This window comes from Nitrospira calida (assembly GCF_976986435.1).
Genome location: NZ_OZ335950.1, coordinates 1,359,205 through 1,386,085 on the forward strand (window position 1 = coordinate 1,359,205; position 26,881 = coordinate 1,386,085).

Below are 26,881 nucleotides of genomic sequence, written 5' to 3' on the forward strand. Positions count from 1 at the left end.
AAGAGCCGCGATGATGGACGTGAAGGAGCTCAGGCAGTTGACGGTTCCCGAGTTAGTGGAGAAGGAAAAACAGCTCAAACAGGAGCTGTTCAATCTCAGATTGCAGCTCGGTACGGGGCGCATCGAGAATCCCATGCAGATTCGGAAGACCAAACGGGATATCGCTCGTGTCAAAACCGTGCTGCGCGAATTGTCCGCCAAAGAGTCCGATGCGTCGACTCAGGCCAGAGGAGCTAGAGGATAGGAGATCATGGGAGAGCGCACCAAGAAACGCCGCGAATGGTTTGGAAACGTTATCAGCAACAAAATGCAGAAAACCGTTGTCGTGGCAGTCGAACGGTCCGTGGTGCATCCTGTCTATAAGAAAGTGATTCGTCGTGTGACGAAGCTCAAGGCCCACGACGAAAACAACATATGTAAGATCGGCGATCGGGTCAAACTGATCGAGACTAGACCCATCAGCCGACATAAACATTTCCGGGTTGTGCAGATCATGGAAAAGGGGCAGCCGGAGACGTAAAGCAGGGTCGAGGCGGTGGTTTGTCGACCGGGTCAATTGACCCGGTCGTGAAACGATCGTCGAATTGCGAAATCGCGAAATCATCATGGTTCAGAATTACACCTACATGGATGTAGCGGACAACTCGGGTGCCAAGCAGGTGATGTGTTTTCACGTGCTCGGCGGGTCGAAGCGGCGATACGGTTCGCTCGGCGATGTGGTCGTGGTCACGGTAAAAGAGGCCATTCCCCAGGCCAGCGTGAAGAAAGGCGACGTGAGCCGCGCCGTCATTGTGCGAACCACCAAGGAAGTCCGCCGAGAAGACGGATCCTATATCAAGTTTGATCGCAACGCCTGCGTGTTGATCAACGCCCAGGGTGAACCAATCGGTACGCGCATTTTTGGCCCGGTCGCGCGTGAGCTGCGGTGGAAGAAATTTATGAAGATCATTTCGCTCGCGCCAGAAGTGCTCTGAGCGCGAGCGAGAGGAACGGCCGTGTACGCGATGAAAAAATCCAGAATCCGCAAAGGAGATCTCGTAATGGTTATCGCGGGGCGTGAGCGTGGCAAGACCGGAAAAGTCCTGTCCGTCGATCCGGTCGCCGGCAAGGTCGTCGTCGAAAAGCTGAACATCATCAAGCGGCACACCAAACCCAATCCGAAGGTTCGACAGGGCGGGATCATCGAGAAAGAAGCCCCGATGGCCATCTCCAACGTCATGTATCTGTGTCCTGTGACGCATAAACCGACGAGACTGGGTGTGAGGGTCCTGGAAGACGGTCGCCGTGCCAGGTTCAGCAAGAAGTCGAAGGAACTGATCGAGTAAATTATCGAGGGATATGCAGGATGGCAAAGGTCGAAAAAGGTCGCGGTGGAAAGACGACGGAACGCAGGGCTCCGGGAAAGAAGGAAGCCGTTCCAGTCGAAACGCCATCCGGTGAGTCGGAGAGCGAGTCGAAATTTGAGCCACGGCTCAGGGAGATGTATCGGAATCAGGTGGTGCCCGCCTTGATGAAGGAATTCGGCTACAAGAATCCGATGCAGGTGCCCCGGTTGGAGCGGATTGTGTTGAACGTCGGGATGGGAGAGGCGATTCAAAATGTCAAGTTACTGGAGAGTGCCGCCAATGAGTTGGCGGTGATCTCGGGACAAAAGCCCGTCATCACGCGGGCCAAAAAGTCGATCGCGGGGTTCAAGCTCCGCCAGGGGATGCCCATCGGCGCAAAGGTGACCTTGCGGAGCCGGCGCATGTATGAGTTTTTCGACCGACTTGTGAGCTTGGCGCTGCCCCGCATCAGGGATTTCCGGGGCGTGTCTCCGAAATCGTTCGACGGGCGCGGCAATTATACGCTGGGGCTGAAGGAACAGTTGATTTTCCCCGAGATCAAATACGATGACGTGATGTCCATCCATGGCATGGACATCACGATCGTAACAACAGCCCGAACCAATGATGAAGGCAAGGCCCTGCTGCGTCACCTGGGGATGCCGTTCAGAGCATGAAACGCCGCGCGTGACTTGTGAGCGATAAGATGGGAGTCAAAGATGGCTCGAAAAGCGTTGAGATTGAAAGCGGCGGCGAAGCCCAAATTCTCCGCCAGAGCGTACAACCGTTGTCCGCTTTGCGGACGGGTAAGAGGTTTTTTGCGTCGCTTTCAAATGTGCAGGATTTGTTTCCGCTTCAGAAGCCTGCGTGGAGAAATCCCCGGCGTACGGAAAGCGAGTTGGTAGGCGACCTGACGCCGAATCGAGAGTGTTGAAATTGAATTGGTCGGACGAGGAATTTATAAGCCAGAACTCGTCGTTCGACATTCGTGTTATCGGAGCGTGACGGTATGGTGACCGATCCCATCGCTGATCTTTTGGTCAGGATCCAAAACGCCGCGCGGCGGCGACATGAAACGGTGTCTGTTCCTGCGTCACGGTTAAAGCGGGAAATCTTGAAGATCCTTCAGGCGGAAGGGTTTATTCACGGCTTCGAGGAGGAGACAGTGGATGGTCATCGGTCCCTGCGCGTGCAGTTGCGGTACATCGGGGAAGACCAGCCCATGATCACCGGCACGAAGCGGATCAGCAAGCCGGGTCGGCGAGTCTATGTTGGGAAACAGGGCATCCCCAAGGTCCGCAACGGTATCGGGGTATCCATCCTTTCGACTTCCAAGGGTTTGATGACCGACCAGCAGTCCAGGCGGGCCGGTCTCGGGGGAGAGGTCTTGTGCTCCGTATGGTAACTCCCTGGGCGGAAACGGTGCAGATCTGAGTTATGTCACGGATAGGACGAAAGCCGATTGCGATTCCCCCGGGTGTCGAGGTGCAGGTCCATGACGGGCTGGTGTCGGTGAAAGGGCCGCTCGGGAAATTGGAGTGGTCCGTGGCTTCGGGCATCGGCGTGTCGGTCACTGACGGCCAGGTGGTCGTCAGCCGTTCAAGCGATGACCGGAAGATCAGGGCGCTCCATGGCTTGGTTCGGGCCGAACTGAACAACATGATTGCTGGTGTCACCAAGGGCTACGAGCGGTCGTTGGAGATCACCGGGGTGGGCTACAAGGCCCAGGTCCAGGGGCAGTCGCTGTTGCTTAGCGTCGGCTATGTCGACCCTGTGACATTTTCTATTCCTCCCGGAATCGAGGTGAAGGTCGACAAGCAGACGGTGATCACGGTTCGAGGAACGGATAAACGCAAGGTCGGGCAGGTTGCGGCAAACATCCGTGCCATCAAGCCTCCCGATGTGTATAAGCAAAAGGGCATTCGTTACGCTGGTGAAGTGCTCCGCAAGAAAGAAGGCAAGACCGGGAAGTAAAGACGGCAATGAGTGTTCTGGAGAAGAAACGGCAATTAGAGCGCCGGAAGCGGCGGGTGCGCAAACGGGTGTTCGGCACCCCCGAGCGACCCCGGCTGAACGTGTTTCGGAGCAAGTCGCACATTTACGCTCAGATCATCGACGATCTCAGAGGTCATACGATCGTCTCTGCGTCGAGTCTCGATCCCGCATTGAGAGCGTCGTTGAAGTCAGGAGGGACGATCGCGGCGGCCAAGGCCGTGGGTAAGCTGCTTGCCGAGCGGGCCAAGGCGGCGAAGGTCCACGCAGTCGTCTTTGACCGGGGAGGTCGGCTCTATCACGGCCGGATCAAAGCCTTGGCGGAAGCGTCCAGAGAGGGTGGGTTACAGTTTTAACCTTCGTGAGGGAGGAAAGGGCGTTCGTGCGGGTCAATCCTGAAGATCTGAGCCTCAAAGATAAGGTAGTGTTCATCAACCGCGTGGCCAAGGTGGTCAAGGGCGGCAAGCGTTTCAACTTTTGCGCACTCGTGGTCGTCGGGGACGGTCAGGGCTGGGTCGGCGTCGGAAAAGGCAAAGCCGCCGAAGTACCTGTCGCGATATCGAAGGCTGTCGAGCAGGCCAAAAAACATCTCGTGCAGGTACCGCTGAAGGACGGGACCATTCCACACGAAGTCCACGGCTTATTTGGCGGAGAGCATGTATTGCTCAAGCCCGCCGCCGAGGGCACCGGCATCATTGCGGGAGGGGCCGTTCGGGCGGTGGTGGAACTCGTCGGTGCTCGCAATGTGATTGCAAAGACACTCGGCCGCGGGAACCCGTTCAACACTGTTCGCGCAACCCTCAACGGCCTACAGCAACTGCGGGATCCGGAACAGGTGTTGCGCCTTCGCCGATCTTCGTCTTCCGACATTGAGCAGCGGTTGAGTGTGGCATGAGCGCCTCCAAACAAGCCAACGCCTCAGGCCGAGGATTGACGATCACGTTGAAGCGGAGTCCGATCGGTACGCCCTGGCGCCACCGCTTAGTGCTGCAGGGGTTGGGGCTTCGTCGAGTGCGTCAGTCCGTTCAACATCCCGACACCCCACAGGTGCGGGGGATGATTCAGAAGGTCGGATATTTATTGGAAGTACGTCCGCAATGAAGCTGCACGAGCTGACTCCGCCTCGCGGAGCGAAAAAACGTCGAAAGCGGGTCGGTCGGGGACCGGGGTCGGGTCACGGTAAGACCGCGACGAAGGGCCACAAGGGGTTGTTGGCGCGATCCGGAGGGGGCAAACGTCCCGGATTTGAAGGTGGGCAAATGCCATTGGTCCGCCGATTGCCCAAGTATGGGTTCACCAATCCGTTCCGACAGGAATACGCCATCGTGAATTTAAAAGCGCTGGCGGGTCTCGGCGCGGTCGATCCTATCACTCCGGAAGTGCTGACCGACGCCGGACTGATCAAACGCAAACATCTGCCGGTCAAGATCCTCGGGCTCGGCGATGTCGGGCGCCCCATGGTCGTGCGGGCTCATAAGTTCAGCAAATCCGCAGAGGCAAAGATTCAAGCGGCTGGGGGGAGAGCCGAGGTCATCCGCGGTGTTTGAGCGACTCCTGACCAGTTTTCAGAATATCTTCAAGATTCCCGAACTGCGCATCCGGATCCTTTTCACGCTCGGGATGCTCATCGTGTACCGGGTGGGTGCGCATATCCCCACGCCTGGTATCAACAACGATGAACTGGCGAAGTTTCTGGTCGAAAAAGGCGGTTCGCTGCTGGGATTCTTGGACATTTTTTCGGGAGGGGCGCTGTCCCGGCTGACGATCTTTGCGCTGGGCATTATGCCCTACATCAGCGCATCGATCATTCTCCAGCTTCTGACAGTGGTGATTCCTCAACTGTCCAAACTGGCCAAGGAGGGCGAACGGGGACGAAAAAAGATCATACAATACACCAGATTCGGCACGGTTGGGATCGCAATGATCCAGGGATTTGGAATTGCGATCGGCCTCGAGGGGATGAATCAAGGCGCATTTGTGTTGAATCCCGGCTGGGGGTTCCGGTTGATGACGGTGATCACGCTTACGGCCGGAACCGGATTTCTAATGTGGCTGGGCGAACAAATCACCGAACGGGGGATCGGGAACGGCATCTCGTTAATCATTTTCGCGGGTATTGTGGCTCGCCTTCCCAGTGCGGTGGCGCAGACGTTCGATCTGTACAAGGTGGGCCAGTTGAGCCTCATGTTGTTGGTCGCTCTGGCGGTCATTATGCTGGCCGTCGTCGCGGCTATCGTGTTTTTGGAAAGCGGGCGCCGGAAGATTCCAGTGCAGTACGCCAAGCGGGTGATCGGGCGCCGGGTCTATGGGGGACAAAGCACCCATATCCCGCTCAAAATTAACACGGCCGGGGTCATTCCACCAATCTTTGCGTCGTCGATCATCGCCTTTCCTGCGACGATCGCCGGGTTTTTCGAAACGCCGTGGATCAAATCGTTGGGGACGCAGCTGGCTCCGGGTTCGCTGCTCTACACGGTCCTGTATGTCGGCTTGATCATTTTCTTTTGTTTTTTCTACACCGCCGTCGTGCTGAACCCAGTCGACATGGCTGACAATATGAAGAAGTACGGAGGGTTCATTCCCGGTATTCGGCCTGGGCAGCGGACTTCCGACTATATCTACAAGGTGCTGACCCGTATTACGTTCGCGGGCTCGATCTATTTGGCGACGGTGTGCGTGATTCCCGAGTTCCTTATCTATAAGTTGAACGTGCCGTTCTATTTCGGCGGAACTTCCTTGCTCATTGTGATCGGGGTAGGACTGGATACCGCGCAACAGATCGAGTCCCACATGCTCATGCGTAACTATGAGGGGTTTTTGGCCAAGGGGCGTCTCAGAGGGCGAAGCGGGTGAACGCACGCCATGCGGCTGGTCTTTCTTGGCGCTCCGGGGGTGGGCAAGGGCACGCAAGCTGATCGGGTGGCGGCCAGGTTTCACCGGCCGAAGGTCTCCACTGGCGACCTGCTTCGGGAGGCGGTCAAGAACAAAACGCCATTGGGATTGGCCGCAAAGAGCGCTATGGACGCCGGTGAGCTGGTTCCCGATACCGTCGTGATCGGGATGGTGCGCGAGAGGCTGGCTGAACCGGATTGCGCGAATGGATTCATTCTGGACGGCTTCCCCAGGACGGTGCCCCAAGCGGAAGAGTTGGCCAAGATCCTGAAAGCTGCTGGAACCCGTCTCGACCGTGTGATTAATTTTCAGGTGCCGCACGAAGAAATTCTCAAGCGGCTAAGCGGTCGACGGAGCTGTCCGAGGTGTCAGGCCGTGTTCCATGTGGATTTTGCCCCTCCGCGGAAGCCCGGACTGTGCGACCGATGCGGCGAGCAGTTGATTCAGAGGAACGATGACCGAAAGGAAACGATCGAAGCCCGCCTGAGGGTGTACGAGGAGCAAACAGCGCCCTTGATCGCGTATTATGATCAGAGGCGACTTTTGTCGAATCTGGATGGATCGGGTTCAGTGGAGTCGGTTCATGAACGGTTGACGGCACTGCTTGCAGGGTTTGGGTTGACATGATTATCTTGAAGACGCCTGAAGAGATCGAGATTATGGCGCAGGCGTCGAAGTTGGTTGCGGAAACCCTGGAAGCCTTAAAAAAGGAAATCCGTCCCGGGGTCACGACCGAACAGCTTGACCGGTTTGCAGAAGAGTTCATCATCGCGCGGGGCGGACGGCCGGCTTTCAAGGGTTACCGGAACTATCCGAAGACACTCTGCACATCCGTGAACGAACAGGTCGTGCACGGCATTCCGTCCAAACGCCCGTTAAAAGAAGGGGACATCGTCGGGCTCGACTTGGGGGTCATCGTTGACGGATTCTATGGAGATGCTGCGATGACGGTAGCCGTTGGAGCAGTTTCTCCTGAAGCGGCGAGGCTCATGAAGGTGACCGAAGAAGCATTGTATCTCGGCATCGAACAAGCGGTCGTCGGCAATCGGCTGTCTGATATCTCGCATGCGATTCAGCGTCACGTGGAGGCTGCGGGATACTCCGTTGTGACCGATTTCGTGGGGCACGGGATCGGGCGCCAACTCCACGAGGAACCGCAGGTGCCGAATTACGGCAAACCGGGGCAGGGCCCTCGGCTTCAATACGGAATGGTTCTGGCCATTGAACCGATGGTGAATATGGGCGGAAGTGCAGTCCGGATCCTGGACGATCAGTGGACAGCGGTAACCAAAGACGGCAGCCTGTCCGCGCACTTTGAGCACACGATCGCGATTCAGCCCAGCGGCCCGGCTCGAATCCTGACAAAGTTGTAGCGGAAAAAAAGGAGAGATCTGTCTTCGTGCCGAAAGAAGGAGTTATTGAAGTCCAGGGAACGGTGGTGGAAACATTGCCGAACGCTATGTTCCGGGTCCAACTCGATAACGGCCACAAGATCTTGGCTCATATTTCCGGTAAGATGCGCATGCATTTCATTCGCATTCTGCCGGGCGACAGGGTGACCGTCGAATTGTCGCCCTATGACTTGACGAGGGGAAGAATCACGTACCGCTTCAAATGAGGGGACGACACGGCGGTCGCAGGCGCAGAGACTTCGGGGTCTTGAACGGGGAGCGGGGTCCATACCATGAAAGTGAAGTCGTCCGTCAAGCCAATCTGTTCGAAATGCAAAGTAGTCCGTCGCCGGGGGGTGGTGCGGGTGTTGTGCGAGAATCCGCGCCACAAACAGCGGCAGGGGTAGAAGCCGTGAACCGTTAAACGTGAGACGGGTCGCTGCCTGTTTCGCGATTAACGTGTCACGTTTAGCGGGTTGGAGGGCGCATGGCTCGGATAGCGGGAGTTGATTTGCCGCGGGAGAAGAGAATCGATGTGGGGCTGACCTATATCTATGGAATCGGTCGGTCCTCGGCCCAGCAAATCTTGAAAAAGGCGGGGGTGGACGGCTCGATTCGGGTCAAAAACCTCAGTGAGGACCAAATCATCAAGTTGCGGGAAATCATCGAGCGGGATTATCGAGTCGAGGGGGACCTGAGGAAGGAAGTGTCAATGAATATCAAACGGCTGATCGACACGGGGACCTACCGGGGCTTGCGGCATCGTAAGGGTTTGCCGGTACGGGGACAACGGACAAGAACCAATGCGCGGACCAGAAAGGGGCGCCGGGCGTCAATCGGGAAGGCGCGTAAACCGGCGGGAGTACCGGGCAGCTAAGAATATAAGCTGATCGCGAAAAGGACATCCCATGAGTGTGAAGAAGGGCAGGAAAAAAGAACGAAAAATCGTCCAGAGCGGGGTGGCGCATGTGCAGGCCTCCTTCAACAACACCATAGTGACCATCACCGACATGAGCGGAAATACGGTGGTCTGGGCGAGCGCCGGCAATCAGGGATTCAAGGGTTCGCGGAAGAGTACGCCCTTCGCCGCGCAGCGGGCTGGAGAGGCCGCCGCCAGGAAAGCGATGGAGTACGGTATGCGCCAGGTCGACGTCTATGTGAATGGGCCGGGCGCTGGACGGGAATCGGCGATCCGGTCGCTCCAAGCCGCCGGTTTGAGGATCAATCTGATCCGCGACGTGACGCCCATCCCCCATAACGGCTGTCGCCCGCCGAAGCGTCGACGAGTGTAAAGAGCGAGGTTAACCGTTAAACGTTGGCGGTGATCGTAAAGAAACGGATCTTTCGATCGAGCGTGTAACGAATTCCGATTCACGAGGAAGAACAATGGCGAAGTACCGTGGTCCGGTTTGTCGGCTGTGTCGCCGTGAAGGGGAAAAGCTCTTTCTAAAGGGCTCCCGTTGTATGACGGAGAAATGCGCGATCGAGCGGCGGAGTTATCCGCCGGGTCAGCATGGCCAGGGACGTCCGCGGATTTCGGATTACAGCCTTCAGTTGAGAGAAAAACAGAAATTGAGACGGATTTATGGCTTGCAGGAACGACAATTCCGGGGGATGTTCGAAAGAGCCGAGCGACAAGCGGGGGTCACCGGCGAGTCTTTGCTGCGTTTGCTCGAATGCCGGCTCGACAACGTGGTGTATCGTCTGGGGTTCGGCTCCTCGAGGAAAGAAGCACGTCAACTAGTGAATCACGGCCATGTGCTTCTGAACGGCCGGAGAACGAATATCCCGGGGGCGATTGTGAAAGTCGGGGACGTCGTCGAGATCCGGCCCAAAAGCCGGAGCCTGGTATCGGTGTTGGCCGCCCTGGAAGCTGTGGACGGGCGGGGGATCCCCGAGTGGTTGGAACTGGATCGGGTTGCCTTCAAAGGGACAGTTCGAGCGCTGCCGACAAAGGAGCAGATCGGACTTCCCGTCAATGAGCAGATGGTCGTGGAGTTGTATTCCAGATAGGACCTCGATTCTGCTGGAATCAACGACCGGCTTCCGGACGACTGGCTTTCTGGTCCAATGGATGAAGTGAAGGGGGAATCATGATCAAGGCGATGAAGGACTTTCAGATCCCGATGCGGGTCGAGGTCGACAAAGAAACTCTCTCCCCGACGTACGGCAGATTCACGGCGGAGGCTTTCGAGAGAGGATTTGGGACGACTATCGGCAACTCGCTCCGACGGGTACTGCTGTCGTCCTTGACCGGCGCCGCCGTGACCACTGTCCGGATCGAGGGGGTCCTGCACGAATTTTCGACGATTCCGGGTGTGACGGAGGATGTCACGTCGATCATTCTCAATGTGAAGAGTCTCCGGCTGGCTCTCCACTCCGACAAGCCGAAAACGATTCGCCTCAAAAAGAAGGGACCCGGTGAGGCGAAAGGTTCGGACATCGTTCACGACGGCGACATCACCATTCTCACGCCGGATCTGCACATCGCCACGCTGGACAAAGATGCCACGCTCGACATGGAGATGGTTGTCAAGCACGGGCGTGGCTATGTGCCAGCGGAGCGGAATAAAGAGGAGGGGTTGCCTATCGGCGTCATTGCGGTGGACTCCATCTTCTCACCCATCAAGCGGGTGAACTTCCACGTGGAAAACGCCAGGGTCGGTCGTGTGACTGATTATGACAAGTTGACGTTGGAAATTTGGACGGACGGCACGATTACGCCGCAGGATGCGCTCTCTACGGCCGCGAGCATTCTGCGCGATCATCTGGATATCTTCATCAATCCGGAGGAGCGGGCGGAAGCCAAGCCGGAAGCGGCTAAGGACGAGCGAACGCACGAAATCAACAAGAACCTGTTCCGGAGCGTCAACGAGTTGGAGCTGTCGGTCCGGGCCGCCAACTGTCTCAAGAACGCGAACATCAAAACCATCGCCGATCTCGTCCAGAAAACCGAGGTCGAGATGCTCAAGACCAAGAACTTTGGCAAGAAATCGCTCAACGAGATCAAGGAAGTTCTAGCGGGCATGGGCTTGAGTCTGGGCATGAAGTTGGATGGGTTGCCGTCCGGCGATGGGAATCCCAAATCCGATTCATAAACGAGGGGAGCTGCCGTGCGTCACAGGAAAAAAGGGAGGCAACTCGGCCGCAAGACCAAGCATCGATGGGCGCTGTTTCGGAGTCTGGTGACGTCGCTGCTCGATCAAGAGCGCATTGAAACGACGGAGGCCAAGGCCAAAGAGGTGCGCGGGTTCGCCGAGCGGATGATCACGCTGGGAAAAGAAGGGACGTTACCCGCCAGGCGGCGTGCGCTCGGGTTTCTCCGAAACAAAGCCGTGGTCTCGAAATTATTCGACGATGTCGCGTTGCGGTTTCGCGATCGTCCGGGCGGATATACGCGCATCATCAAGACGCGTCGTCGCGTCGGCGACGCGGCCGAGATGGTTGCGATCGAGTTAGTCTCCAGAGCGGGTGTTTCCGACCAGGCCAAGCCGCCCGCATCCGGGAAGGCCGGAGATCAAAAGAAGGGAGGGGCATCCAAACAATCGACGCCGGAAATGTCTGACAGCTCTTCTGCTTAAGCAAGGTTTGGGTGGTGGTGTTGAAGCTGTCCCCCACGTCTTGTCTCCCCCGCGTTACTCTTCTTCGTGAATCTTAAGCATGGTCTGGGCGAGCTTACGGCGTTGCGTTTACTTGCACCGCCCGCCATGCTATTATCGTGCCAGCACAAGTTTTCATGGATGTACTGTGAAGAAAGCGGAGTGACGGGAAGTGTGGCAGCGTTGGTTCCGCGGATTTTTACTCGCCATGAGCGCCATGTTTGCCTCGTTTCTTGTCTACCTGTTGTTGACCCGCGCTGAATCGATTTCCTCCTCCAAGCTTACCCCGGCGACCGACTTTGAACAGGCCGACGCAAGCATCCAGGGATTTACCTTCGTGCAAACGAAGGACGGCGCCGTACAGTGGGAGGTACGTGCCCAGAAAGCTCGCTTGTTCGAGGGGGAAAACCGAGCCGTTCTGGATCGAGTCCGTATCACTCTTTACGGAGATAAGGGACGTGAATTTACTTTACAAGGGGATGAAGGGATGCTCGACACCATGAAAAAAAATTTCATCCTCTCCAATCAAACCGATCCGATCGTCGTGCACACCGAAAGCGGGTATACAATTTATACGAACCATCTGACATGGAACGAAGAACGGGGTGAAATCAGCACGGCCGAGCCCGTAGCGATCGTAGGTCATGGGTTGCACGTGAACGGTCGTGGGCTGATCGGGAAGGTGCAGTCCGAAGAATTTCAGGTTCTCGAAGACGTCCATGTGGATATTCATCACGCTGATTAGCGCGTTTGGACTGGGGCTAGCGGAACACGTTCATTCGTCGGAGTCTCGTGAGGCGAAAGCGGCCTTTTCTTCGAACACCAGCACGACGATCACCGCGCAAAAAATGACTGTCCGCAACCAGGACAGCAAGGCCGTTTTTGAAGGTGCAGTGGTACTGATCAAGGGGTCGCTGGTGGTTCATTCCGATCGTATGGTGGTGTCATTTCGACCGGCTGACACGGAGGGGAAAGAGAAATCCAATGGCGATCGGAGCGGAGGGCGGGGGACTGCGGAAGGCTCCGGTCGGAAGCGCGAGGCTATTCCTGCCATGTCGAACCGAGCGGTCAGCATGATCGAAGCGATCGGGCGGGTCAGGATCGAAAAAGACGATGGACGGGCGACCTGCCAAAAGGCGGTCTACTATCAAGACGAAGAGAAGATTGTGCTGACCGGTGACCCGGTGGCTTGGCAAAAAGGAACGCGGGTCAGTGGGAAGCGGATTACGATGTTTCTCGCCGAAGATCGAAGCGTTGTCGAAGGCGGTTCTCGCGTGACGATCGAGGGAGAAGCAGGAGGGCGCTAATGCTGGATGCCTGCGCGTTGACCGGTTCAAAGGCCGAGCCTGTAACGAGTTCCTGTGAATTGGGCGAGCTCCTGTCGGCGACCGGTCTGGTGAAGAGCTTTAAGGGAAGAACCGTCGTGAAAGGCGTCTCGCTGGAGGTACGGGCCGGCGAAGTGGTCGGTTTACTCGGACCGAATGGAGCCGGTAAGACCACCATTTTCGACATGATGGTTGGGCTTTGTCAGCCGGACTCCGGCGATATTTACTTGAACGGCGAGATGGTCACGGATCTGCCGATGTATAAGCGGGCGCGGAAGGGAATCGGATATCTCCCCCAGGAGTCGTCGGTCTTCCGCCGCCTCACGGTCGAAGAAAACATTTTGGCGATTCTCGAAATGCTGGACCTTGGGGCGACGGAGCGCGAACAGCGAGTCGAGGCGTTGTTGGGGGAACTGGAATTGACCCATCTTCGAACAAGCAAAGCCTACTCTCTTTCGGGAGGAGAGCGGCGCCGGTTGGAAATTACCAGAGCCTTGGCGACGCAACCTCTCTTTCTGCTGCTCGACGAACCGTTCGCGGGCATCGATCCGATCGCCGTGGCGGATATCCAGCAGATCATCGCTCGCCTCAAGCAGAAACACATCGGGATCTTGATCACCGACCACAATGTGCAGGAAACGCTGTCCGTTACGGATCGGGCCTACATCATCAATGAGGGACGGATCCTGGAAGCCGGCTCTCCGGAAGTCATCGTGAACAGTGCGACGGCGCGGGCGGTCTACTTGGGCGAGCGGTTCCGGCTCTGATGGGTATGGGTGATGGTGCAAAGGTAGCAATATGAAACTGCGACTTGATCTTCGGCTCAGCCAGAAGCTCATCATGACTCCTCAGTTGCAGCAGGCGATCAAGCTGCTGCAGCTTTCACGGTTGGAACTTCAGCAGAGTTTGGCCCAGCACCTGATGGAGAATCCTCTGTTGGAAGAGGTGCCCGCCGAGGCCGAAGAAAACGGCTCGGCCGGATCCGATGAAGCCGACCTGGACGGAACCGAGTACTCGCGGTCATCCGGCCGAGGCGGAGCCGACGATGAGGGATCCACGGGTGGGGACGAGAGTCCGGAAGATCTCACGGCAGCGGGTTGGGAAGACTACTTCGACAGCGATCGCCGCGCCGGCGATACGGAATATCCTTCCTCTGTTCAGGATGAGTTTCCTTCCTATGACCAGACGGTCGCCAGGGCAACCTCGCTGGAAGATCATTTGCTGTGGCAGCTTTCATTGTCCGGTCTTTCAGATCGCCACAAGGCAATCGGACGTTTGATCGTCGGGAATATCGACGACGACGGCTATCTGCGGATTCCGCTGACCGAAGTCGTCGAAGGCACCGAGTTCTCTGTCGAGGAAGCGGAATCGGTGCTGAAAGTGATCCAAACATTCGATCCCAGCGGTGTCGGCGCCCGCGATTTATCGGAGTGTCTTCTGCTTCAGTTGGGCTATCTGGGACGCGGTCCGATCGGATCGATCGGAGCGAGGCCCGGCGCATTAAGAGGGTCGGTGGTCGAGGCGATTATTCTGCACCATCTGAAGGACTTGGAGAAAAAGCAATACGGACGCATCGCCAAAGCGCTCAATGTCTCGCTGGAAGAAGTGTGCCAGGCAACGAAGATCATCGAGGGACTGGAGCCGAAGCCCGGCCGTCCATTCGCGAACACCCACAATTATGCGATTGTGCCAGATGTCTTTGTGGTCAAAAACGAAGGTGAGTGGGTAGTCTTGCTTAACGACGACGGTCTCCCCCGCCTGAGAATCAGCCCTTATTACAAGCAACTGATGGCCGGTGGACACTCCCCGGAGACCAAGGCCTATCTGGACGAGAAATTGCGAGCTGCACAGTGGGTCATCCGCAGCATCGAGCAGCGGAACAAGACAATCGTGAAGGTTGTCTCCAGCATCGTCAAGTTTCAGCAACAGTTTTTCGAGCACGGGGTCCAATATTTGAAGCCGCTTGTGTTAAAACAAGTGGCCGAGGACATCGGCATGCACGAATCGACGATCAGTCGCGTGACGGCCAACAAATACATGTACTGCCCGCAGGGCATGTTGGAGCTGAAGTTCTTTTTCAACGCCGGGCTCCAGCGCGCCGACCAGCCGACTGATATGTTGTCTTCCGTCACCGTCCGTGAGATGATTCGGAAAATGGTGGCGGAGGAAGATGCCACCCGCCCATTGAAGGATGAGGAGATTGCGGCCCGATTGCGGAAGCAGAACATCGTCATTGCGCGCCGGACCGTAGCGAAATACCGAGCAGAAGAGAATATTCCGTCAGCCAACCAGCGCAAGCGCTTCTTCTAAGGCCCGTTCTTCGCCATCATCGATCAGATCGGTAGAGCAAGATGAAAGCCTGTCGTGTGCCACGCGCGGCGTCGCACCGGACGCCCGTGCCTGTGGACGAGCAAAAGGATGGAGCAAGGCGCCTACATGCGATTTGGGACAACGCAGGAGATATGAGGGACAACGATGCAAGTGCTGCTGACCGGGCGACATGTTGAAATCACCGCCGCGCTCAGGCGGTACGTGGAGACCAAGCTGAAGCGGTTGGAGCGGTTCGGCGTCAAGTTGAGCAATATTCAGGTCGTCGTCGGGGTCGAAAAGTTCCGGCACACCGCGGAAGCGACCTGCATGCTCAACGGAAGGGCGATTCAAGCCAAAGTATCGACTGAGGAGATGTACGCATCCATTGATCAATTGGTCGACAAGGTCGAAAGTCAGATTCGGAAGCGAAAAGACCGGTTGATCAATCATAAAGGCGGTTCGCAGAGAAAAGCATTGAGACCCAAGGAACGCGCGCCTGCGACGCAAGCGGTCGAAGTCAAGATGGTGCGTTCAGCCGCACCCGTTCTTCGCTTGAACGATGCGGTGGCAAAGTTGGGCGAGAATCCATCGGCTATCCTTGTTTTCGTCAACGAGGCGTCGAATACATTGCAGGTGCTCAGGCGGCTCGCCAGCGGCGAGGTCGAATTGATCGATCCGGAGCCGCAAGCGCCCATGGAATTACATGTCCGCGCTTAACCTTGTAATTATCAGCGGTCTTTCGGGGTCGGGCAAAACCCACGCGCTCAAGTTTTTCGAAGACGAGGGGTATTTCTGTGTGGACAACCTCCCGGTGGCGCTTTTGCCCACCTTCGTCGAGCTTTGCAATCAGCAAGGTGGTGAGATCAAGAACGTGGCGCTCGGAATCGATATTCGGGAACGGGTGTTTTTTTCGGATTTTGTAAGCATCCTTGATCGGGTCAAGGCTTTGGGCCATTCCGTCGAATTGGTGTTTTTGGAAGCCAAGGAAGAGGTGCTCGTCCGTCGATTTTCTGAGTCCAGGCGCCCCCACCCGTTGTTGCCGCATTTGCCGGTTCTGGAAGGCGTGCGCTTCGAAAGGGAACGGATGACGGAACTGCGCGGTCAAGCCGACCGCATTATTGATACGTCCGATCTGACGGTGCATGAGCTGAAAGATCTTCTCGCGCGCCAATTCAAGCGAGAAGAAGGACCACATCGCCTCACGATCTCTTTGGTGACGTTCGGGTTCAAGTTCGGTGTTCCTTACGACATCGATTTATTGTTTGACGTCCGTTTCCTGCGAAATCCCTTTTTTGTCTCGGAGCTCAAGCCGCTCACGGGTGAAGATCCGCGCGTCAGGACCTATGTTCTCAGCGATCCCGACGCGATCGCATTCCTCGGGCTGGTTGAAGGCATGCTCAAGTTCCTTATTCCCCTCTTCGAACGCGAGCGTCGGAGCTACCTGACCATCGCGCTGGGTTGCACGGGAGGACGCCATCGTTCCGTTGCACTCGCTCTGCGTCTGCGGGATAGTCTCGCCAACATGGGGCATGAGGTCACGCTTGTGCATCGCGATCTTCACAAGGCCTAGCCCGCATTATCCTTCTACCGAGGGCTTCGTCCGCAACCGCCGACGCGCTGCGAATTAGGTATCCCTCCCTTAGATCTCCGCATGGGCACCCATGGCTTTTCCCATCGGAATCAGTCCGACGATCCAGGCGCCTCAGCAGTGCGATCACGAACCTTTGCGAACAACGCAGGCCGGCCAGGCGCTCCTCTGACGAGTCGCTAGAACATACCATGCCGCTTTCACCGCGTGCGCGCAGTGAGGGTTTGCTTGACAGGTGTAGCATATTGACTATACTTGCAACGTAACTCCAATCGTCTGCATTTCTTAAGTAAGGCTGCGGCGGATTTGTGAAGAAGTCGAAAACCGTTCCAGAGAATAAGAAGAAGTGGTACAAGACGAATCAGATTTGTGACCTCTTCGACGTTTCCCGAGCAACCCTGTTCCGATGGGAGCGAGAAGGGTTGATATCGGGCCCACCTCGCGACTGGCGTAACTGGAGGCTCTACACGCCGGAGAACGTCAAGGAGATCAAAAAATTCATTCGGGCGCGGAAAGCGGTTCTCTGAGAGAGGTAGACGCATGCTCGGTTCGTTCAAAAGTCTGCTCGATGCCGATGTCTTTGCGATGTTTTCCCCGAAGCGTCAGTTGGTCGGGTTGGACATCGGTTCGAGCGGGATTAAGCTGGTGCAGCTCAAGGAGAACAGGGGACGGTATGTGCTGCAGAAGTTCGGCGTACAGGCCCTCGAACCCGAGGTGATCGTGGACGGCACGGTGATGGACGAGGCGCGGGTCGTCTCGGCCATCAAGGAACTCATGGAAGAAAACAACGTCAAATTGAAGAACGTCGCAATTTCCATTTCCGGACACGCGGTGATCATCAAGAAAATCACCTTGCCGCCGATGCCGGAGGAAGAACTTGAAGAACAGGTCAAGCTCGCTGCGGAACAGTACATCCCCTTCGACATCAACGAAGTCAATCTGGATTTTCATGTGCTGAATCCCTCGAAAGTCGGCAACGACGCCGAACCACAGATGTCCATCATCCTGGTCGCGGCCAAAAAAGACAAGGTCAACGAGCTGACCGAGTTGGTCAAAGGGGCCGGTTTGGTTCCCGTCGTTATGGATGTTGATGCATTTGCGGTCGAGAATATGCACGCGATCAATTATCCGGTGGCCCAAGAAGACACAACCGCGCTGGTCAATCTCGGCGCCAGCGTCATGAACGTGAACATCGTTAAAGGCGGGACATCCCTGTTCACCCGCGATATTCCGCTGGGAGGCAATCGTTATACCGAAGCCATCCAGCGGGAAATGGGCATGTCGTATGAAGAAGCGGAAGAGGCGAAGAAAGGCCGACACGTTGAGGGAAGCGACCGACAAACCGTCGCTCGCGTCATCGACAGCGTCAATGCTGAGGTAGCGTCCGAAATCGCGAGGACGGTCGATTACTTCAAGACCACGTCTCCTGAAGGGGACATTGATCGGGTCTTACTGTGCGGAGGAGGCGCAAAAGTTGCCGGGCTGAGCCAACAGTTGTGCGACCGGATGCGCGTTGAGGTCGAACTCGCCAACCCGTTCAACGAAATCGACACCTCGGTCAGCGGCATCGATCCGGAAACGTTAGAGGAATTGGCGCCCCTCGCCGCAGTCGGCGTGGGGTTGGCGCTGCGGACGGTGGGTGATCGATGATCAGAATCAATCTCCTCCAAGGGCCGAGGGCACGGAAGCCCAAGCAGCAATGGGATGTCAGGGCTGAGGCGTTGCTGGGGGTCGGAGCGCTTGTGATCACACTAACCGGATGCTGGTGGTATTCCTCATCGTTGGACGAGGAGATCGAAAGGCATCAGACCGGAAAACAGGAAAAGGAAAAGCAGTTGGCGCTCCTCAAAGAGCAGCTCAAACAGGTCGAGGATTTTGAAGCCAAGAAGAAGCTGCTCGAGGACAAGAATCGTATCATCGAGCAATTGGAAAAATCGCGTTCGGGGCCTGTCCGCGTGTTGGATTATGTCAGCCAGAGTCTGGAACCCCTCAAACTGTGGCTTGTCCGGTTGAGCGTGCAGGGCAACAACGTGGAACTGGAAGGGCGAGCCCTTTCCAACGACGACATCGTGGAATTCGTCAACAACCTGCGACGCACGGACTATTTCACCAACATCAGGTTATTGGAAAGTCGCTCGGCGCAAGAGAGCAAGATCAACGTGTATCAATTTAAACTCGGATTCGCATTGAAAGGCTGACATGGCCCTGTCTGGTCTCAACCTGGAATCTCTGCGCGGCGTTCCTCCGACTCAGAAGATCGCGTTGCTGGGGCTGTTCCTTGCCGGCATTGTCGTGGGGTTCTATTACTATATTGTCGAGCCCAAGAGCATGGTCATTGCGGGACTGCAGACCGAGATCGCCAAGTTGGATACCGACATTCAAACCTTGACCATCAAAGTCAAACACCTTGACGAGCTGATCGCTGCCAACAAACAGTTGGAGATCGATTTGGCCAAGAAAAAGGAGCGGCTTCCGCCCGAGGAAGAGGCGGTCATGCTGCTCAAGCAACTGTCCGATCTCGGAGTCAAATTGGGTCTGGATATCAAGTTGTGGAAGCCTGGTGCGCAAACGGAGGATCCGTCCAAACTCTTCGTCAGGATGCCGGTCAGCGTCGAGGTGGCTGGTGGGTACCACACGGCGGCTCTGTTCTTCGATCGGATCAACAAATTGCCTCGAATCATCAACGTCTCCGATCTCAAAATGGGTTCTCCGCGCATCGAACAGGGACGGGTAGTGACCCAGACGGTGTTCGACCTTGTCGCCTTTGCCGCGCCGCAGGAAAAAAAAGGAACGCCGGCCGCCAAGAAGTAAAGCCGAACGCATGACACATGATCGATGGATTACGGAAAAGACGACTGGAAGAAAAGAATTCCGTCGGAGATAGGTGTCCCCGGACGTTCGCTGTTGTCCTCGGCTGGGGGCTCGTCGTTTGTGTCGGTCCGTTCGGGTTCGATCATGCCTTATCGCAGGACGCAGCCGCAGCCCAGCACATGAGGCAGATCAACCAGATGAGGTCCGACTCGCTGAAAGTGACTCCGATGACGGATGTGCCAAGACAGGCGCCGGGCAGCGTTGCAGCGCCGCCAATCGAGCCGGTTGGATCGTCCACAGAGCCTATGCTGACGTCTGAGTCAGGAGGATTTTCGTATGACCCGTCGGGGCGGCGTGATCCCTTTGCCCCCATTGTGCAGCAGGGGCAGGGTATCGGTCCGGCTGATGAGAATTTGCCGCCGCTTCAGCGAGTCGGCCTGACTGAATTGACCCTCATTGGAATTGTCTGGGGTGCATACGGATACACCGCAATGGTGCAGACGCCTGACGGGAAGGGCTATGCGGTCCGACGCGGGACGCGCATCGGTCCGAATAACGGCGTGGTCAGCGCGATTACGGAGCGAGGCATCATTGTCCAGGAACGATTCACAGACATTTACGGAAAAAAGCAGGAGCGGGAGTACGTCAAGCTTCTGCATGCGAAAGAGGGCCAAGAATGAGCCGCATACGTCGCCACTCACGAATTGTTCTGAGCTGGGTTGCCTTTTGGGCGATCGGGGGCCCCGCGCTTGCATTCGGCGGCGCGGACACCGTCCCGGATGCGGCCGGTGCGCGTGGCGGCTTCTCGATCGTCGATGCGAACGTTGGGGGACCAGAAGTCGCCGAGGCGATGGACGATGCGGGGTCGGCGGGGTACGGTGTGGGAATGCCGGTCCGGGTACGCGCGCAAGCCGGTGTCGTCGACAGGATCGACGTGAAACGAAGCGCGGAGGAAGTTACCGTGTTGGTGTCGGGTGACGGTCGGTTCCGGTATCGTGAACAATTGATCGACGGCACTCGACTCATTCTGGATCTGGCCGACGTGGCATCGGCCGTCCCGTTCCCGGTCCTGACCATCGATCACCCGCTCTTGAAGCGGATCAGGATTGGCAACCATCCGGATAAGATTCGGCTGGTGTTTGATCTGTCTGGGCCGGTCCGTCATGACGTGCATCTCGAGGACGGGCGAATCGTCGTCAGGTTGATGAACCGGCCGGAACCGGCGGAACCGGCGGTTTCGACTCCGCGGTTCATGATGGATGGGAAGTCGAGCGCTCAGGTGGTTGGAACGTCGAGCGGAACGTTCAAACCGGCTCTGTGGGTCGAGCGCGCCCCTCGCCGTGCGGTTGCACCGCGTCTTGCGCAAATGGCGACCGAGCCGAATGACAAAGAGGGCAAAGAAAGCAGGGAATCTGACATGGTGACCGGTCAGACCCGGTTTGTCGGCCGGAGAATCTCGCTCGATTTCCAACAGGCCGACATCACGAATGTGTTGCGTCTCATCGCCGAAGTCAGCGGGTTCAACATCGTAGTGGGAGAAGGGGTCAAAGCGAAGGTCACGATGAAGCTGGTCAGCGTGCCCTGGGATCAAGCGTTGGACATGTTGCTGCGAATGAACGGGTTGGGCATGATCAAACAGGGTAACATCGTCTGGGTTGACACTTTGGCCAATATCGCCAAGCAGCAAGACGATGAAGCGCGGGTCAAGGAATCCAAGACCAAAGCAGAACCGTTGGTCACGCGGGTATTCTACATTCGCAATGTTAACGCCCAGGAGTTGATGACTTCGTTGCGACAGTATTTGAGTCCCCGGGGCACAATGAACTTCAACGTAGCCAGCAATGCGCTGGTGGTGAAGGATACCGAATCGCAGATGGTGGCCTTCAAGCAACTGGTGGAAGGATTAGACTTGGAGTTACCGCAGGTACAGATCGAAGCGCGGATCGTTCAGGCTGATACCACCTATACCCGTTCCCTTGGCGTGCAGTGGGGAATCCAGAACGTGAACCAAATGGGTCCTTCCTTCGGAGTGGCCAATTTCCGCAGCGGGAATACAGGAGCCTTCGGTGCCCAAGCTTCGGATTTTCTGGTCAACCTGCCTGCGGCCGTGACCGGCCTTGCCGCCACGCCCGCGGCAGGTTTTACGTTCGGCAAGGCCGACGGAGCCTTACTCGATCTCCGACTCTCGGCGGGAGAACTCCTTGGATTGACCAAGGTGATCGCAGCGCCCAAGATCACGACACTGGACAAGCGCGACGCGAAGATCGCGCAGGGCGAATCGATTCCCTTCCAGACCACCTCACTGCAGGGGACCCAGACGACGTTTGTTGACGCCAACCTCGAACTGAACGTGACGCCGCAGATTACATCCCGCGACCCCAAAGAAATCGGAAAACAGATTCTGCTGAAGGTCCGGGCGACTCGCAATGCGGTCGGCGCCAGGAGCAATCCCGCTGGTCCCAGCATTGATCGGCGCGAGGCCACCACCCAAGTCATGGTGCGGGACGGAGAGACCATGGTCATCGGCGGTGTGTTCGTCGATACTCAGACCAACACGGTCACGGGGGTCCCGTATCTGTCCAGGATTCCAGTTCTCGGCTGGCTTTTCAAGAGTAAGACCGAAAGCGTGGCGAAACAGGAACTGCTCATCTTCTTAACACCAACCATCGTCAAGAGTTCTTGACACCCGCCGTCGCAACACGTTACAAGTCCCCCCGGTAACTCATCATGCTGCGCTATTTGAACGGGGGCGAATCCCACGGTAAGTATCTCGTTGCCGTCCTGGAGGGCGTTCCCGCCGGGCTTCCGCTCACACCTGACATGATCAACCAGGACCTGGCCCGCCGCCAGAAGGGTTATGGCCGGGGGGGGCGCATGCGCGTGGAGGAAGACCAGGTCGAGTTCGCCTGCGGGGTGCGGAAAGGGCTGACCATCGGTAACCCGATCGGCCTGCTCATCGCGAACAAGGACTGGGAGAATTGGAAGGACGTCATGGCCGTCGAGCCGGGGCCGATCCCTCCGGAGAAAGTGGTCACCAGACCGCGGCCTGGCCACGCCGATTTGGTCGGAGCCATCAAGTACGGTCATCGGGACATCCGGAACGTCCTCGAAAAAGCCAGCGCCAGGGAAACGGCGATTCGCGTGGCGGTCGGCGGAGTGGCCAAGGCGTTGCTCGGCCATTTCGGGATGCGGGTGGTCAGCTACACGGTGGAGATCGGCGGCATCGCCGCCAAACGATGCGACGATCCGATCGAAGCCTATGAACGGGCCGAAGCGTCGGAGGTCCGTTCGCCAGATCCGGAGGCCGGCGCGAAAATGGTGGAGCAGATCAGAACGGCCAAACATCGGGGCGACACGCTCGGGGGGGTCTTCGAGGTTGTGGTCACGAATCCCCCGATCGGCCTGGGTTCCTACGCACAATGGGACCGGCGGCTCAGCGCGCGCCTGGCTATGGCGGCGATGAGCATCCAGGCCATGAAAGGGGTGGAGATCGGCATGGGGTTTGAGGCGGCCCGCCGTTTCGGATCGGAGGTCCACGACGAGATTTATTACGATCATACAGGCCGGGAGTTCGTCCGCAAGACCAACAACGCGGGTGGGTTGGAAGGCGGGATCACCAACGGCCAGCCCATCGTCCTTCGGGTGGCCATGAAGCCGATCTCGACTCTGTACAGTCCTAAAAAGAGCGTGGATATTGAAACCAAAGAGCCCTTCGATGCCGCGGTGGAACGTTCGGATATCTGCACCGTGCCGGCCGCCGGCGTGGTGGGGGAGGCGGTGGTCGCCTTCGAGATGGCCAATGCGCTGATCGAGAAGTTCGGCGGCGACAGTCTGGAAGAGATGAAGCGTAACTTCGACGCGTATCAGGCTTACGTAAAAGCCTTTTAGTTTCCCTCTGGGGTGTGCTACCATCCTCCGCGTTTTGACCGCCTTTTTTTCCGCTGCGACAGCGCTGTCGACCGTCGGATTTGCCAGTGGCAAGCGGCGGTACGTCCTGGCGCAGGCGATCGGACGGGCCGTGAACACTCCTGGAGCGACCACCGTGGAGGTGCTCGGGAAGTACGAAGTGCGGGTCTCGCTCGCCGAGCGAAGCTACGACATCCTCATTGCGCGTGGATCGCTGCAAGAGATCGGGTCCGTCCTCGGCCGGCTCGGGCTCTCGAACACAGTCGGGATCGTTACAGACCGCCATGTGGCGGAACGGTATCTGACGCGAATTGTGCGCTCGGTCAAGGCGGCCGGCTTCCGGGCGGTGCCGATCATCCTGCCGGCGGGCGAACGGAGCAAGACGCTGCGATCGGTGTCCAAGATTCTGGATGAACTGATCGCTGCCAAGTTCGAACGGCGGTCGGCCCTAATAGCCCTGGGGGGTGGCGTCATTGGGGATCTCACCGGTTTCGCTGCCGCGATCTATCTCCGAGGCATCCCTTTCGTCCAGGTCCCCACGACCCTGGTTGCGCAGGTCGATTCCAGCGTCGGGGGAAAAACCGGCGTCGACCATCCCCTTGGAAAAAATCTGATCGGTGCGTTCCACCAGCCGCTGGCGGTGCTCATCGATCCGGACACGTTGACAACACTTCCCAAGCGGGAATGGGTGGCCGGGCTGGCCGAAGTTATCAAGTACGGCATGATCGCGGACGAAGCCTTTTTTGCCTATCTGGAAAAACACACGGAGGCGCTCTTGCGAAGGGAGTCGGGACCGGTGGCACAGGTCATCAAGCGGTCGTGTGAAATCAAAGCGAAGGTGGTGGCGGAGGACGAACGGGAATCCGATCGCCGGCGGATTCTGAATTACGGACATACCATCGGCCATGCCTTGGAGGCCCTCGGAGGATACCGGTCGCTCCTTCACGGGGAAGCGGTTGCTATCGGGATGGTGCAGGAAGCCGACCTGGCCAGGCATCTCGGGATTTGCAGCCAGGAAGTCGTGGATCGCCTGCGCGGACTGGTGCGCGCCGCGGGTCTGCCTGATGCCATGCCCAAGGTGTCGTTCAACGCGCTCTGGCAGGCCTTGCAGCATGATAAGAAAGTGGCGCACGGAGAGGTCTATGGCGTATGGCCGGAGCAGGTAGGCCGGGTCAGGATCGCGCCCTTGGCGCGCGACGCCTGCCGGCGGTGGTTCGTCGGCCGGGGGGCGAGAAGCGGAAGGTAAATGGAGTTCAAGCGCCGACAATCACTGGCTCAGTTGGAGCAGGCTTTGCGCGAGAAAACGCGCGAGGTGGACGTGCTGCACCGCATTTCCGAGTCCATCACTAATACGTTGGATCTGGAAGCGGTGCTCAAGCACATCGTCGAAGTGGTGGTCGAAGTGACCAAGGCCGACGCCTGTCTTTTGTACCTGCTTTCCGACAGCCGCGATGAATTGATCCTGCGGGCGTCGAAGAATCCCCATCCCAAACTGATCGGCCGAATCACGATTGGGCTTGGCGAAGGCATCACGGGGTGGGTGGCGCGCGAACGGACTCGGGTGGTGATCCCCAGCAACGCGAGCGACGATCCGCGGTTCAAGTTCTTCCACAATCTGCCGGAGGACCGCTATCAGGCTTTCGTCTCGGTGCCGATTATGGCTAAGAAAGAAGTCGTGGGCGTCATCAATGTGCAGCACAAGCGGCCGAGACGCTATCGACCGGACGAGTTGGCGCTGCTCTCCACCATCGCCAACCAGGTCGGCGGGGCCATCGAAAACGCCAGGCTCTACGAACAGATGAAGCGCAAGGCGCTGCAACTGGAAACGCTGTCGCAGGTGTCCGAAACCGTCGCCTCGAATCGTTTGATCGAGGATGTCCTCCAACTCATCGTCACGATGACAGCGCAGATGATGAACTCGAAAATCTGTTCCATCATGCTGCTGGACGAGCCGACCGGGGAGTTGCGGATCGTGGCGACACAGAGCCTAAGCGAGGCGTACCGCCGGAAGCCCAACCTCAAGATCGGGCAGAGCATCAGCGGACGGGCGGTCCAGGAACGCCGGCCCATTATCGTACCGGATGTCACCAAAGAACAGGACTACATGTATCCGGACATGGCCAGAAAAGAGGGCCTCTGTTCGCTGCTTTCGGTGCCCATGATGATCCGAGACAAAGCTGTCGGCGTGATCAACAGCTATACCTCTGTGCCGCACAGCTTCACGGCCGAGGAAGTGAAGCTCATGCAGGCGATCGCCAATCAGGCCGCCATCGCTATCGAACACACGACGCTGCTTGAAAAGTCGTTCGAGATGCAGGAAGCCCTGGCGGTCCGGAAGCTGCTCGAGCGGGCCAAGGGCTATCTCATGCGGTCCAAGAAGCTTTCGGAAGAGGAAGCCTTCCGGCTGATTCAACGCCAGAGCATGGACCTGCGCAAGTCCATGCGGGAAATCGCGGAGGCGATCCTGTTGGCGGGAGAAATCGAGGAAAGAGCCGAGCGGCAGAAAATGTAGAGGAAAGACGTCCGTTACGGGATTTGGCTTGGAGTCTTGGGACTTGACCTGCTCTTGCGCGTTGCGCCGCCCGTCTCGGCATCGCGGTCGGCGAGTTGTTGTCGAATCTCCCGCAACTGCTTCTTCAACTCCTCCAGTTCCATGTCCTTCTTGATGATCAGGTCCTTGATCGCGCGCAGCTCGTCGTCGTGCGGGTCGGAGGTCGCGGCGGAGGGCGGTTGAGCCTCGACCGGTCGGGTGGCGGGAGCAGGGGGACGAGCGGATGCGGCTGGCTTGCCAGTTAAGACTGCGGCGGGAGCTGGTTCTCCTTCCGCCTGCGGCAGCTTGGTCAGCAGGGCGTAATCGATGACCAAGGTGGTGTCTTCCGCATGCGCCGTGCGATAAGAGTCATCGCGCCGCGCGGCTTCGGGAAGGAACAAGACCGTCCGCTGACTCAGCCCTGAGGGATCGGCCAACCGACGATTGGCCATGTTGATGGTGTCCACGCGCTCGGCTCGTTGGCGGTATTGGGTGAGGGTCAGGTGGAGGGACAAGCCGTGGGCGAACAGCGTCCCCGCGGTCACTTCGCGCGGCGCAAGGGTCAGCGGTGGTTCCGATGAGCCCAGGCCTGCCCCGGTCTGTATGGAATACGAAGGGGCCCCGCGCGCCACGATACGAAATCCGATCTGTTGGTCAGGAGCCGCCCGGGTGAACGCCGTGACAAGCAGCGGCGTGAGAAACGCAATCTCCTCTTCCGAGAAAACCCGGGTTGTCCTCGGTTGATCGCTCAAGAGAGATGACAGAGCGATCCGTTCGTCGCGCACCATCACGCCTCGCAGGACCCGGGCGATCGTCTCCGGTGCCAGGATGATGGGATGGGCGGCCTGGATCGACCGATCGGGAAGGCGTTCCAGATACACTGCGCCTTGAGCAGTTTCCTCGATCATCACATCCATTTCTGGCGATGTCGCGCAACTGCTCGTCAACAACCCTGCAAAGAGCCACAGGGCGACCGGTTTCATCGCCGCCAGGCCGGATGCAGAAACACAGCGTCGCATAGCGGCGCTAGTCTAGCACATCACAAGACCCCCTTGACAGAATAAACGGGGGAAGATTATAAGCAACCCACCGTCAAATCCGTCGGTGCGGGGACAAGGGGGTCTTCGCACCGCCGCGGAATTCAGAACGAGGGGAGGACAACGGCGTCCTTTTGGTCCGGAGTCGGACCGGAAGGGCGCTTTTTTTTGGGGC

At 57.7% G+C, this 26,881-nt stretch carries 38 protein-coding genes; 37 read left to right on the plus strand and 1 reads right to left on the minus strand.

Going from position 1 to position 26,881, the window contains the following annotated elements; translation table 11 throughout:
• The first annotated feature begins 13 nt into the window (after positions 1–13).
• From rpmC to ACWHTU_RS06895, 37 genes are all read left to right on the plus strand, one after another.
• The gene (rpmC, locus tag ACWHTU_RS06715) at positions 14–244 is read left to right on the plus strand and encodes a 50S ribosomal protein L29 (protein WP_447863322.1); all 231 of its coding nucleotides are present in this window, start codon (positions 14–16) and stop codon (positions 242–244) included.
• Between the two features lie 6 nt (positions 245–250).
• Entirely contained in the window at positions 251–520 is a 270-nt protein-coding gene (gene rpsQ, locus ACWHTU_RS06720; protein WP_447862638.1) for a 30S ribosomal protein S17, read from the plus strand.
• Positions 521–605: 85 nt separating this feature from the next.
• Positions 606–974 carry a 50S ribosomal protein L14 gene (rplN, locus tag ACWHTU_RS06725; protein WP_447863323.1) on the plus strand — a complete coding sequence of 123 codons (369 nt, stop codon included), beginning with the start codon at positions 606–608 and terminating at the stop codon, positions 972–974.
• Positions 975–1,004: 30 nt separating this feature from the next.
• Positions 1,005–1,325, plus strand: coding sequence for a 50S ribosomal protein L24 (rplX, locus tag ACWHTU_RS06730; RefSeq protein WP_447862640.1), 321 nt, complete (start codon positions 1,005–1,007; stop codon positions 1,323–1,325).
• Between the two features lie 20 nt (positions 1,326–1,345).
• Positions 1,346–2,002: a 50S ribosomal protein L5 gene (gene rplE / locus ACWHTU_RS06735; RefSeq protein WP_447862642.1), complete on the plus strand. Its 657-nt coding sequence runs from the start codon at positions 1,346–1,348 to the stop codon at positions 2,000–2,002.
• Positions 2,003–2,044: 42 nt separating this feature from the next.
• Positions 2,045–2,230, plus strand: a complete 186-nt coding sequence (locus tag ACWHTU_RS06740) for a type Z 30S ribosomal protein S14 (protein WP_447862644.1) — start codon at positions 2,045–2,047, stop codon at positions 2,228–2,230.
• 104 nt (positions 2,231–2,334) lie between these two features.
• A complete protein-coding gene (gene rpsH / locus ACWHTU_RS06745; protein ID WP_447862646.1) occupies positions 2,335–2,730 on the plus strand; it encodes a 30S ribosomal protein S8 in 396 nt (131 codons plus the stop codon).
• 32 nt (positions 2,731–2,762) lie between these two features.
• Positions 2,763–3,299, plus strand: coding sequence for a 50S ribosomal protein L6 (gene rplF / locus ACWHTU_RS06750; RefSeq protein WP_447862647.1), 537 nt, complete (start codon positions 2,763–2,765; stop codon positions 3,297–3,299).
• 8 nt (positions 3,300–3,307) lie between these two features.
• The gene (gene rplR / locus ACWHTU_RS06755) at positions 3,308–3,673 is read left to right on the plus strand and encodes a 50S ribosomal protein L18 (RefSeq protein ID WP_447862648.1); all 366 of its coding nucleotides are present in this window, start codon (positions 3,308–3,310) and stop codon (positions 3,671–3,673) included.
• A gap of 26 nt (positions 3,674–3,699) precedes the next feature.
• Positions 3,700–4,212 (plus strand): 30S ribosomal protein S5, encoded by a 513-nt coding sequence (gene rpsE, locus ACWHTU_RS06760; protein WP_447862650.1) that lies wholly within the window; start codon positions 3,700–3,702, stop codon positions 4,210–4,212.
• Positions 4,209–4,418 carry a 50S ribosomal protein L30 gene (gene rpmD, locus ACWHTU_RS06765; protein ID WP_447862652.1) on the plus strand — a complete coding sequence of 70 codons (210 nt, stop codon included), beginning with the start codon at positions 4,209–4,211 and terminating at the stop codon, positions 4,416–4,418. Before rpsE ends, rpmD begins: the two co-directional genes overlap by 4 nt.
• On the plus strand, positions 4,415–4,864 hold the full coding sequence (gene rplO / locus ACWHTU_RS06770) for a 50S ribosomal protein L15 (RefSeq protein ID WP_447862654.1): 450 nt from the start codon (positions 4,415–4,417) through the stop codon (positions 4,862–4,864). The genes rpmD and rplO overlap by 4 nt, the downstream gene beginning before the upstream one ends.
• Positions 4,857–6,170 (plus strand): preprotein translocase subunit SecY, encoded by a 1,314-nt coding sequence (secY, locus tag ACWHTU_RS06775; protein WP_447862656.1) that lies wholly within the window; start codon positions 4,857–4,859, stop codon positions 6,168–6,170. Before rplO ends, secY begins: the two co-directional genes overlap by 8 nt.
• 9 nt (positions 6,171–6,179) lie before the next feature.
• A complete protein-coding gene (locus ACWHTU_RS06780; protein WP_447862657.1) occupies positions 6,180–6,836 on the plus strand; it encodes an adenylate kinase in 657 nt (218 codons plus the stop codon).
• Positions 6,833–7,582 carry a type I methionyl aminopeptidase gene (map, locus tag ACWHTU_RS06785; protein ID WP_447862659.1) on the plus strand — a complete coding sequence of 250 codons (750 nt, stop codon included), beginning with the start codon at positions 6,833–6,835 and terminating at the stop codon, positions 7,580–7,582. Before ACWHTU_RS06780 ends, map begins: the two co-directional genes overlap by 4 nt.
• 26 nt (positions 7,583–7,608) lie before the next feature.
• Entirely contained in the window at positions 7,609–7,827 is a 219-nt protein-coding gene (infA, locus tag ACWHTU_RS06790) for a translation initiation factor IF-1 (protein ID WP_447862661.1), read from the plus strand.
• A gap of 66 nt (positions 7,828–7,893) precedes the next feature.
• Positions 7,894–8,007, plus strand: a complete 114-nt coding sequence (gene rpmJ / locus ACWHTU_RS06795) for a 50S ribosomal protein L36 (RefSeq protein ID WP_289268191.1) — start codon at positions 7,894–7,896, stop codon at positions 8,005–8,007.
• An 80-nt stretch (positions 8,008–8,087) separates the two neighbouring features.
• Positions 8,088–8,477: a 30S ribosomal protein S13 gene (rpsM, locus tag ACWHTU_RS06800; protein WP_447862663.1), complete on the plus strand. Its 390-nt coding sequence runs from the start codon at positions 8,088–8,090 to the stop codon at positions 8,475–8,477.
• Positions 8,478–8,508: 31 nt separating this feature from the next.
• On the plus strand, positions 8,509–8,892 hold the full coding sequence (rpsK, locus tag ACWHTU_RS06805; protein ID WP_447862665.1) for a 30S ribosomal protein S11: 384 nt from the start codon (positions 8,509–8,511) through the stop codon (positions 8,890–8,892).
• A 94-nt stretch (positions 8,893–8,986) separates the two neighbouring features.
• Positions 8,987–9,613 (plus strand): 30S ribosomal protein S4, encoded by a 627-nt coding sequence (gene rpsD / locus ACWHTU_RS06810; RefSeq protein WP_447862666.1) that lies wholly within the window; start codon positions 8,987–8,989, stop codon positions 9,611–9,613.
• Between the two features lie 80 nt (positions 9,614–9,693).
• Positions 9,694–10,698 (plus strand): DNA-directed RNA polymerase subunit alpha, encoded by a 1,005-nt coding sequence (locus ACWHTU_RS06815; RefSeq protein ID WP_447862667.1) that lies wholly within the window; start codon positions 9,694–9,696, stop codon positions 10,696–10,698.
• A gap of 15 nt (positions 10,699–10,713) precedes the next feature.
• Positions 10,714–11,181, plus strand: a complete 468-nt coding sequence (gene rplQ / locus ACWHTU_RS06820) for a 50S ribosomal protein L17 (protein WP_447862669.1) — start codon at positions 10,714–10,716, stop codon at positions 11,179–11,181.
• Between the two features lie 190 nt (positions 11,182–11,371).
• Positions 11,372–11,944 carry an LPS export ABC transporter periplasmic protein LptC gene (gene lptC, locus ACWHTU_RS06825; protein WP_447862671.1) on the plus strand — a complete coding sequence of 191 codons (573 nt, stop codon included), beginning with the start codon at positions 11,372–11,374 and terminating at the stop codon, positions 11,942–11,944.
• Positions 11,919–12,506 carry an LptA/OstA family protein gene (locus ACWHTU_RS06830; RefSeq protein ID WP_447862672.1) on the plus strand — a complete coding sequence of 196 codons (588 nt, stop codon included), beginning with the start codon at positions 11,919–11,921 and terminating at the stop codon, positions 12,504–12,506. The genes lptC and ACWHTU_RS06830 overlap by 26 nt, the downstream gene beginning before the upstream one ends.
• A complete protein-coding gene (gene lptB, locus ACWHTU_RS06835) occupies positions 12,506–13,291 on the plus strand; it encodes an LPS export ABC transporter ATP-binding protein (RefSeq protein WP_447862674.1) in 786 nt (261 codons plus the stop codon). Before ACWHTU_RS06830 ends, lptB begins: the two co-directional genes overlap by 1 nt.
• Before the next feature lie 31 nt (positions 13,292–13,322).
• Entirely contained in the window at positions 13,323–14,834 is a 1,512-nt protein-coding gene (gene rpoN, locus ACWHTU_RS06840; RefSeq protein ID WP_447862675.1) for an RNA polymerase factor sigma-54, read from the plus strand.
• A gap of 165 nt (positions 14,835–14,999) precedes the next feature.
• Positions 15,000–15,551 carry a ribosome hibernation-promoting factor, HPF/YfiA family gene (hpf, locus tag ACWHTU_RS06845; protein ID WP_447862677.1) on the plus strand — a complete coding sequence of 184 codons (552 nt, stop codon included), beginning with the start codon at positions 15,000–15,002 and terminating at the stop codon, positions 15,549–15,551.
• Positions 15,538–16,404, plus strand: coding sequence for an RNase adapter RapZ (rapZ, locus tag ACWHTU_RS06850; protein ID WP_447862679.1), 867 nt, complete (start codon positions 15,538–15,540; stop codon positions 16,402–16,404). The genes hpf and rapZ overlap by 14 nt, the downstream gene beginning before the upstream one ends.
• A 326-nt stretch (positions 16,405–16,730) precedes the next feature.
• Entirely contained in the window at positions 16,731–16,949 is a 219-nt protein-coding gene (locus ACWHTU_RS06855) for a MerR family transcriptional regulator (RefSeq protein WP_447862681.1), read from the plus strand.
• 13 nt (positions 16,950–16,962) lie between these two features.
• A complete protein-coding gene (gene pilM, locus ACWHTU_RS06860; RefSeq protein ID WP_447862682.1) occupies positions 16,963–18,072 on the plus strand; it encodes a type IV pilus assembly protein PilM in 1,110 nt (369 codons plus the stop codon).
• Entirely contained in the window at positions 18,069–18,620 is a 552-nt protein-coding gene (locus ACWHTU_RS06865) for a PilN domain-containing protein (RefSeq protein ID WP_447862683.1), read from the plus strand. Before pilM ends, ACWHTU_RS06865 begins: the two co-directional genes overlap by 4 nt.
• Position 18,621: 1 nt before the next feature.
• Positions 18,622–19,233, plus strand: coding sequence for a type 4a pilus biogenesis protein PilO (locus ACWHTU_RS06870; RefSeq protein ID WP_447862687.1), 612 nt, complete (start codon positions 18,622–18,624; stop codon positions 19,231–19,233).
• 305 nt (positions 19,234–19,538) lie between these two features.
• On the plus strand, positions 19,539–19,913 hold the full coding sequence (locus tag ACWHTU_RS06875) for a pilus assembly protein PilP (RefSeq protein WP_447862689.1): 375 nt from the start codon (positions 19,539–19,541) through the stop codon (positions 19,911–19,913).
• Positions 19,910–21,916: a type IV pilus secretin PilQ gene (gene pilQ / locus ACWHTU_RS06880; protein ID WP_447862691.1), complete on the plus strand. Its 2,007-nt coding sequence runs from the start codon at positions 19,910–19,912 to the stop codon at positions 21,914–21,916. Before ACWHTU_RS06875 ends, pilQ begins: the two co-directional genes overlap by 4 nt.
• A gap of 44 nt (positions 21,917–21,960) precedes the next feature.
• Complete coding sequence (gene aroC / locus ACWHTU_RS06885; protein WP_447862692.1) at positions 21,961–23,121, plus strand: chorismate synthase; 1,161 nt, start codon at positions 21,961–21,963, stop codon at positions 23,119–23,121.
• A gap of 160 nt (positions 23,122–23,281) precedes the next feature.
• A complete protein-coding gene (gene aroB / locus ACWHTU_RS06890; protein WP_447863324.1) occupies positions 23,282–24,385 on the plus strand; it encodes a 3-dehydroquinate synthase in 1,104 nt (367 codons plus the stop codon).
• On the plus strand, positions 24,386–25,651 hold the full coding sequence (locus ACWHTU_RS06895; protein WP_447862693.1) for a GAF domain-containing protein: 1,266 nt from the start codon (positions 24,386–24,388) through the stop codon (positions 25,649–25,651). It begins immediately after the preceding gene.
• Positions 25,652–25,665: 14 nt separating this feature from the next.
• On the opposite strand, the gene ACWHTU_RS06900 is transcribed toward ACWHTU_RS06895, so the two are convergent.
• Positions 25,666–26,688 (minus strand): hypothetical protein, encoded by a 1,023-nt coding sequence (locus ACWHTU_RS06900; RefSeq protein WP_447862695.1) that lies wholly within the window; start codon positions 26,686–26,688, stop codon positions 25,666–25,668.
• Positions 26,689–26,881: the final 193 nt, after the last annotated feature.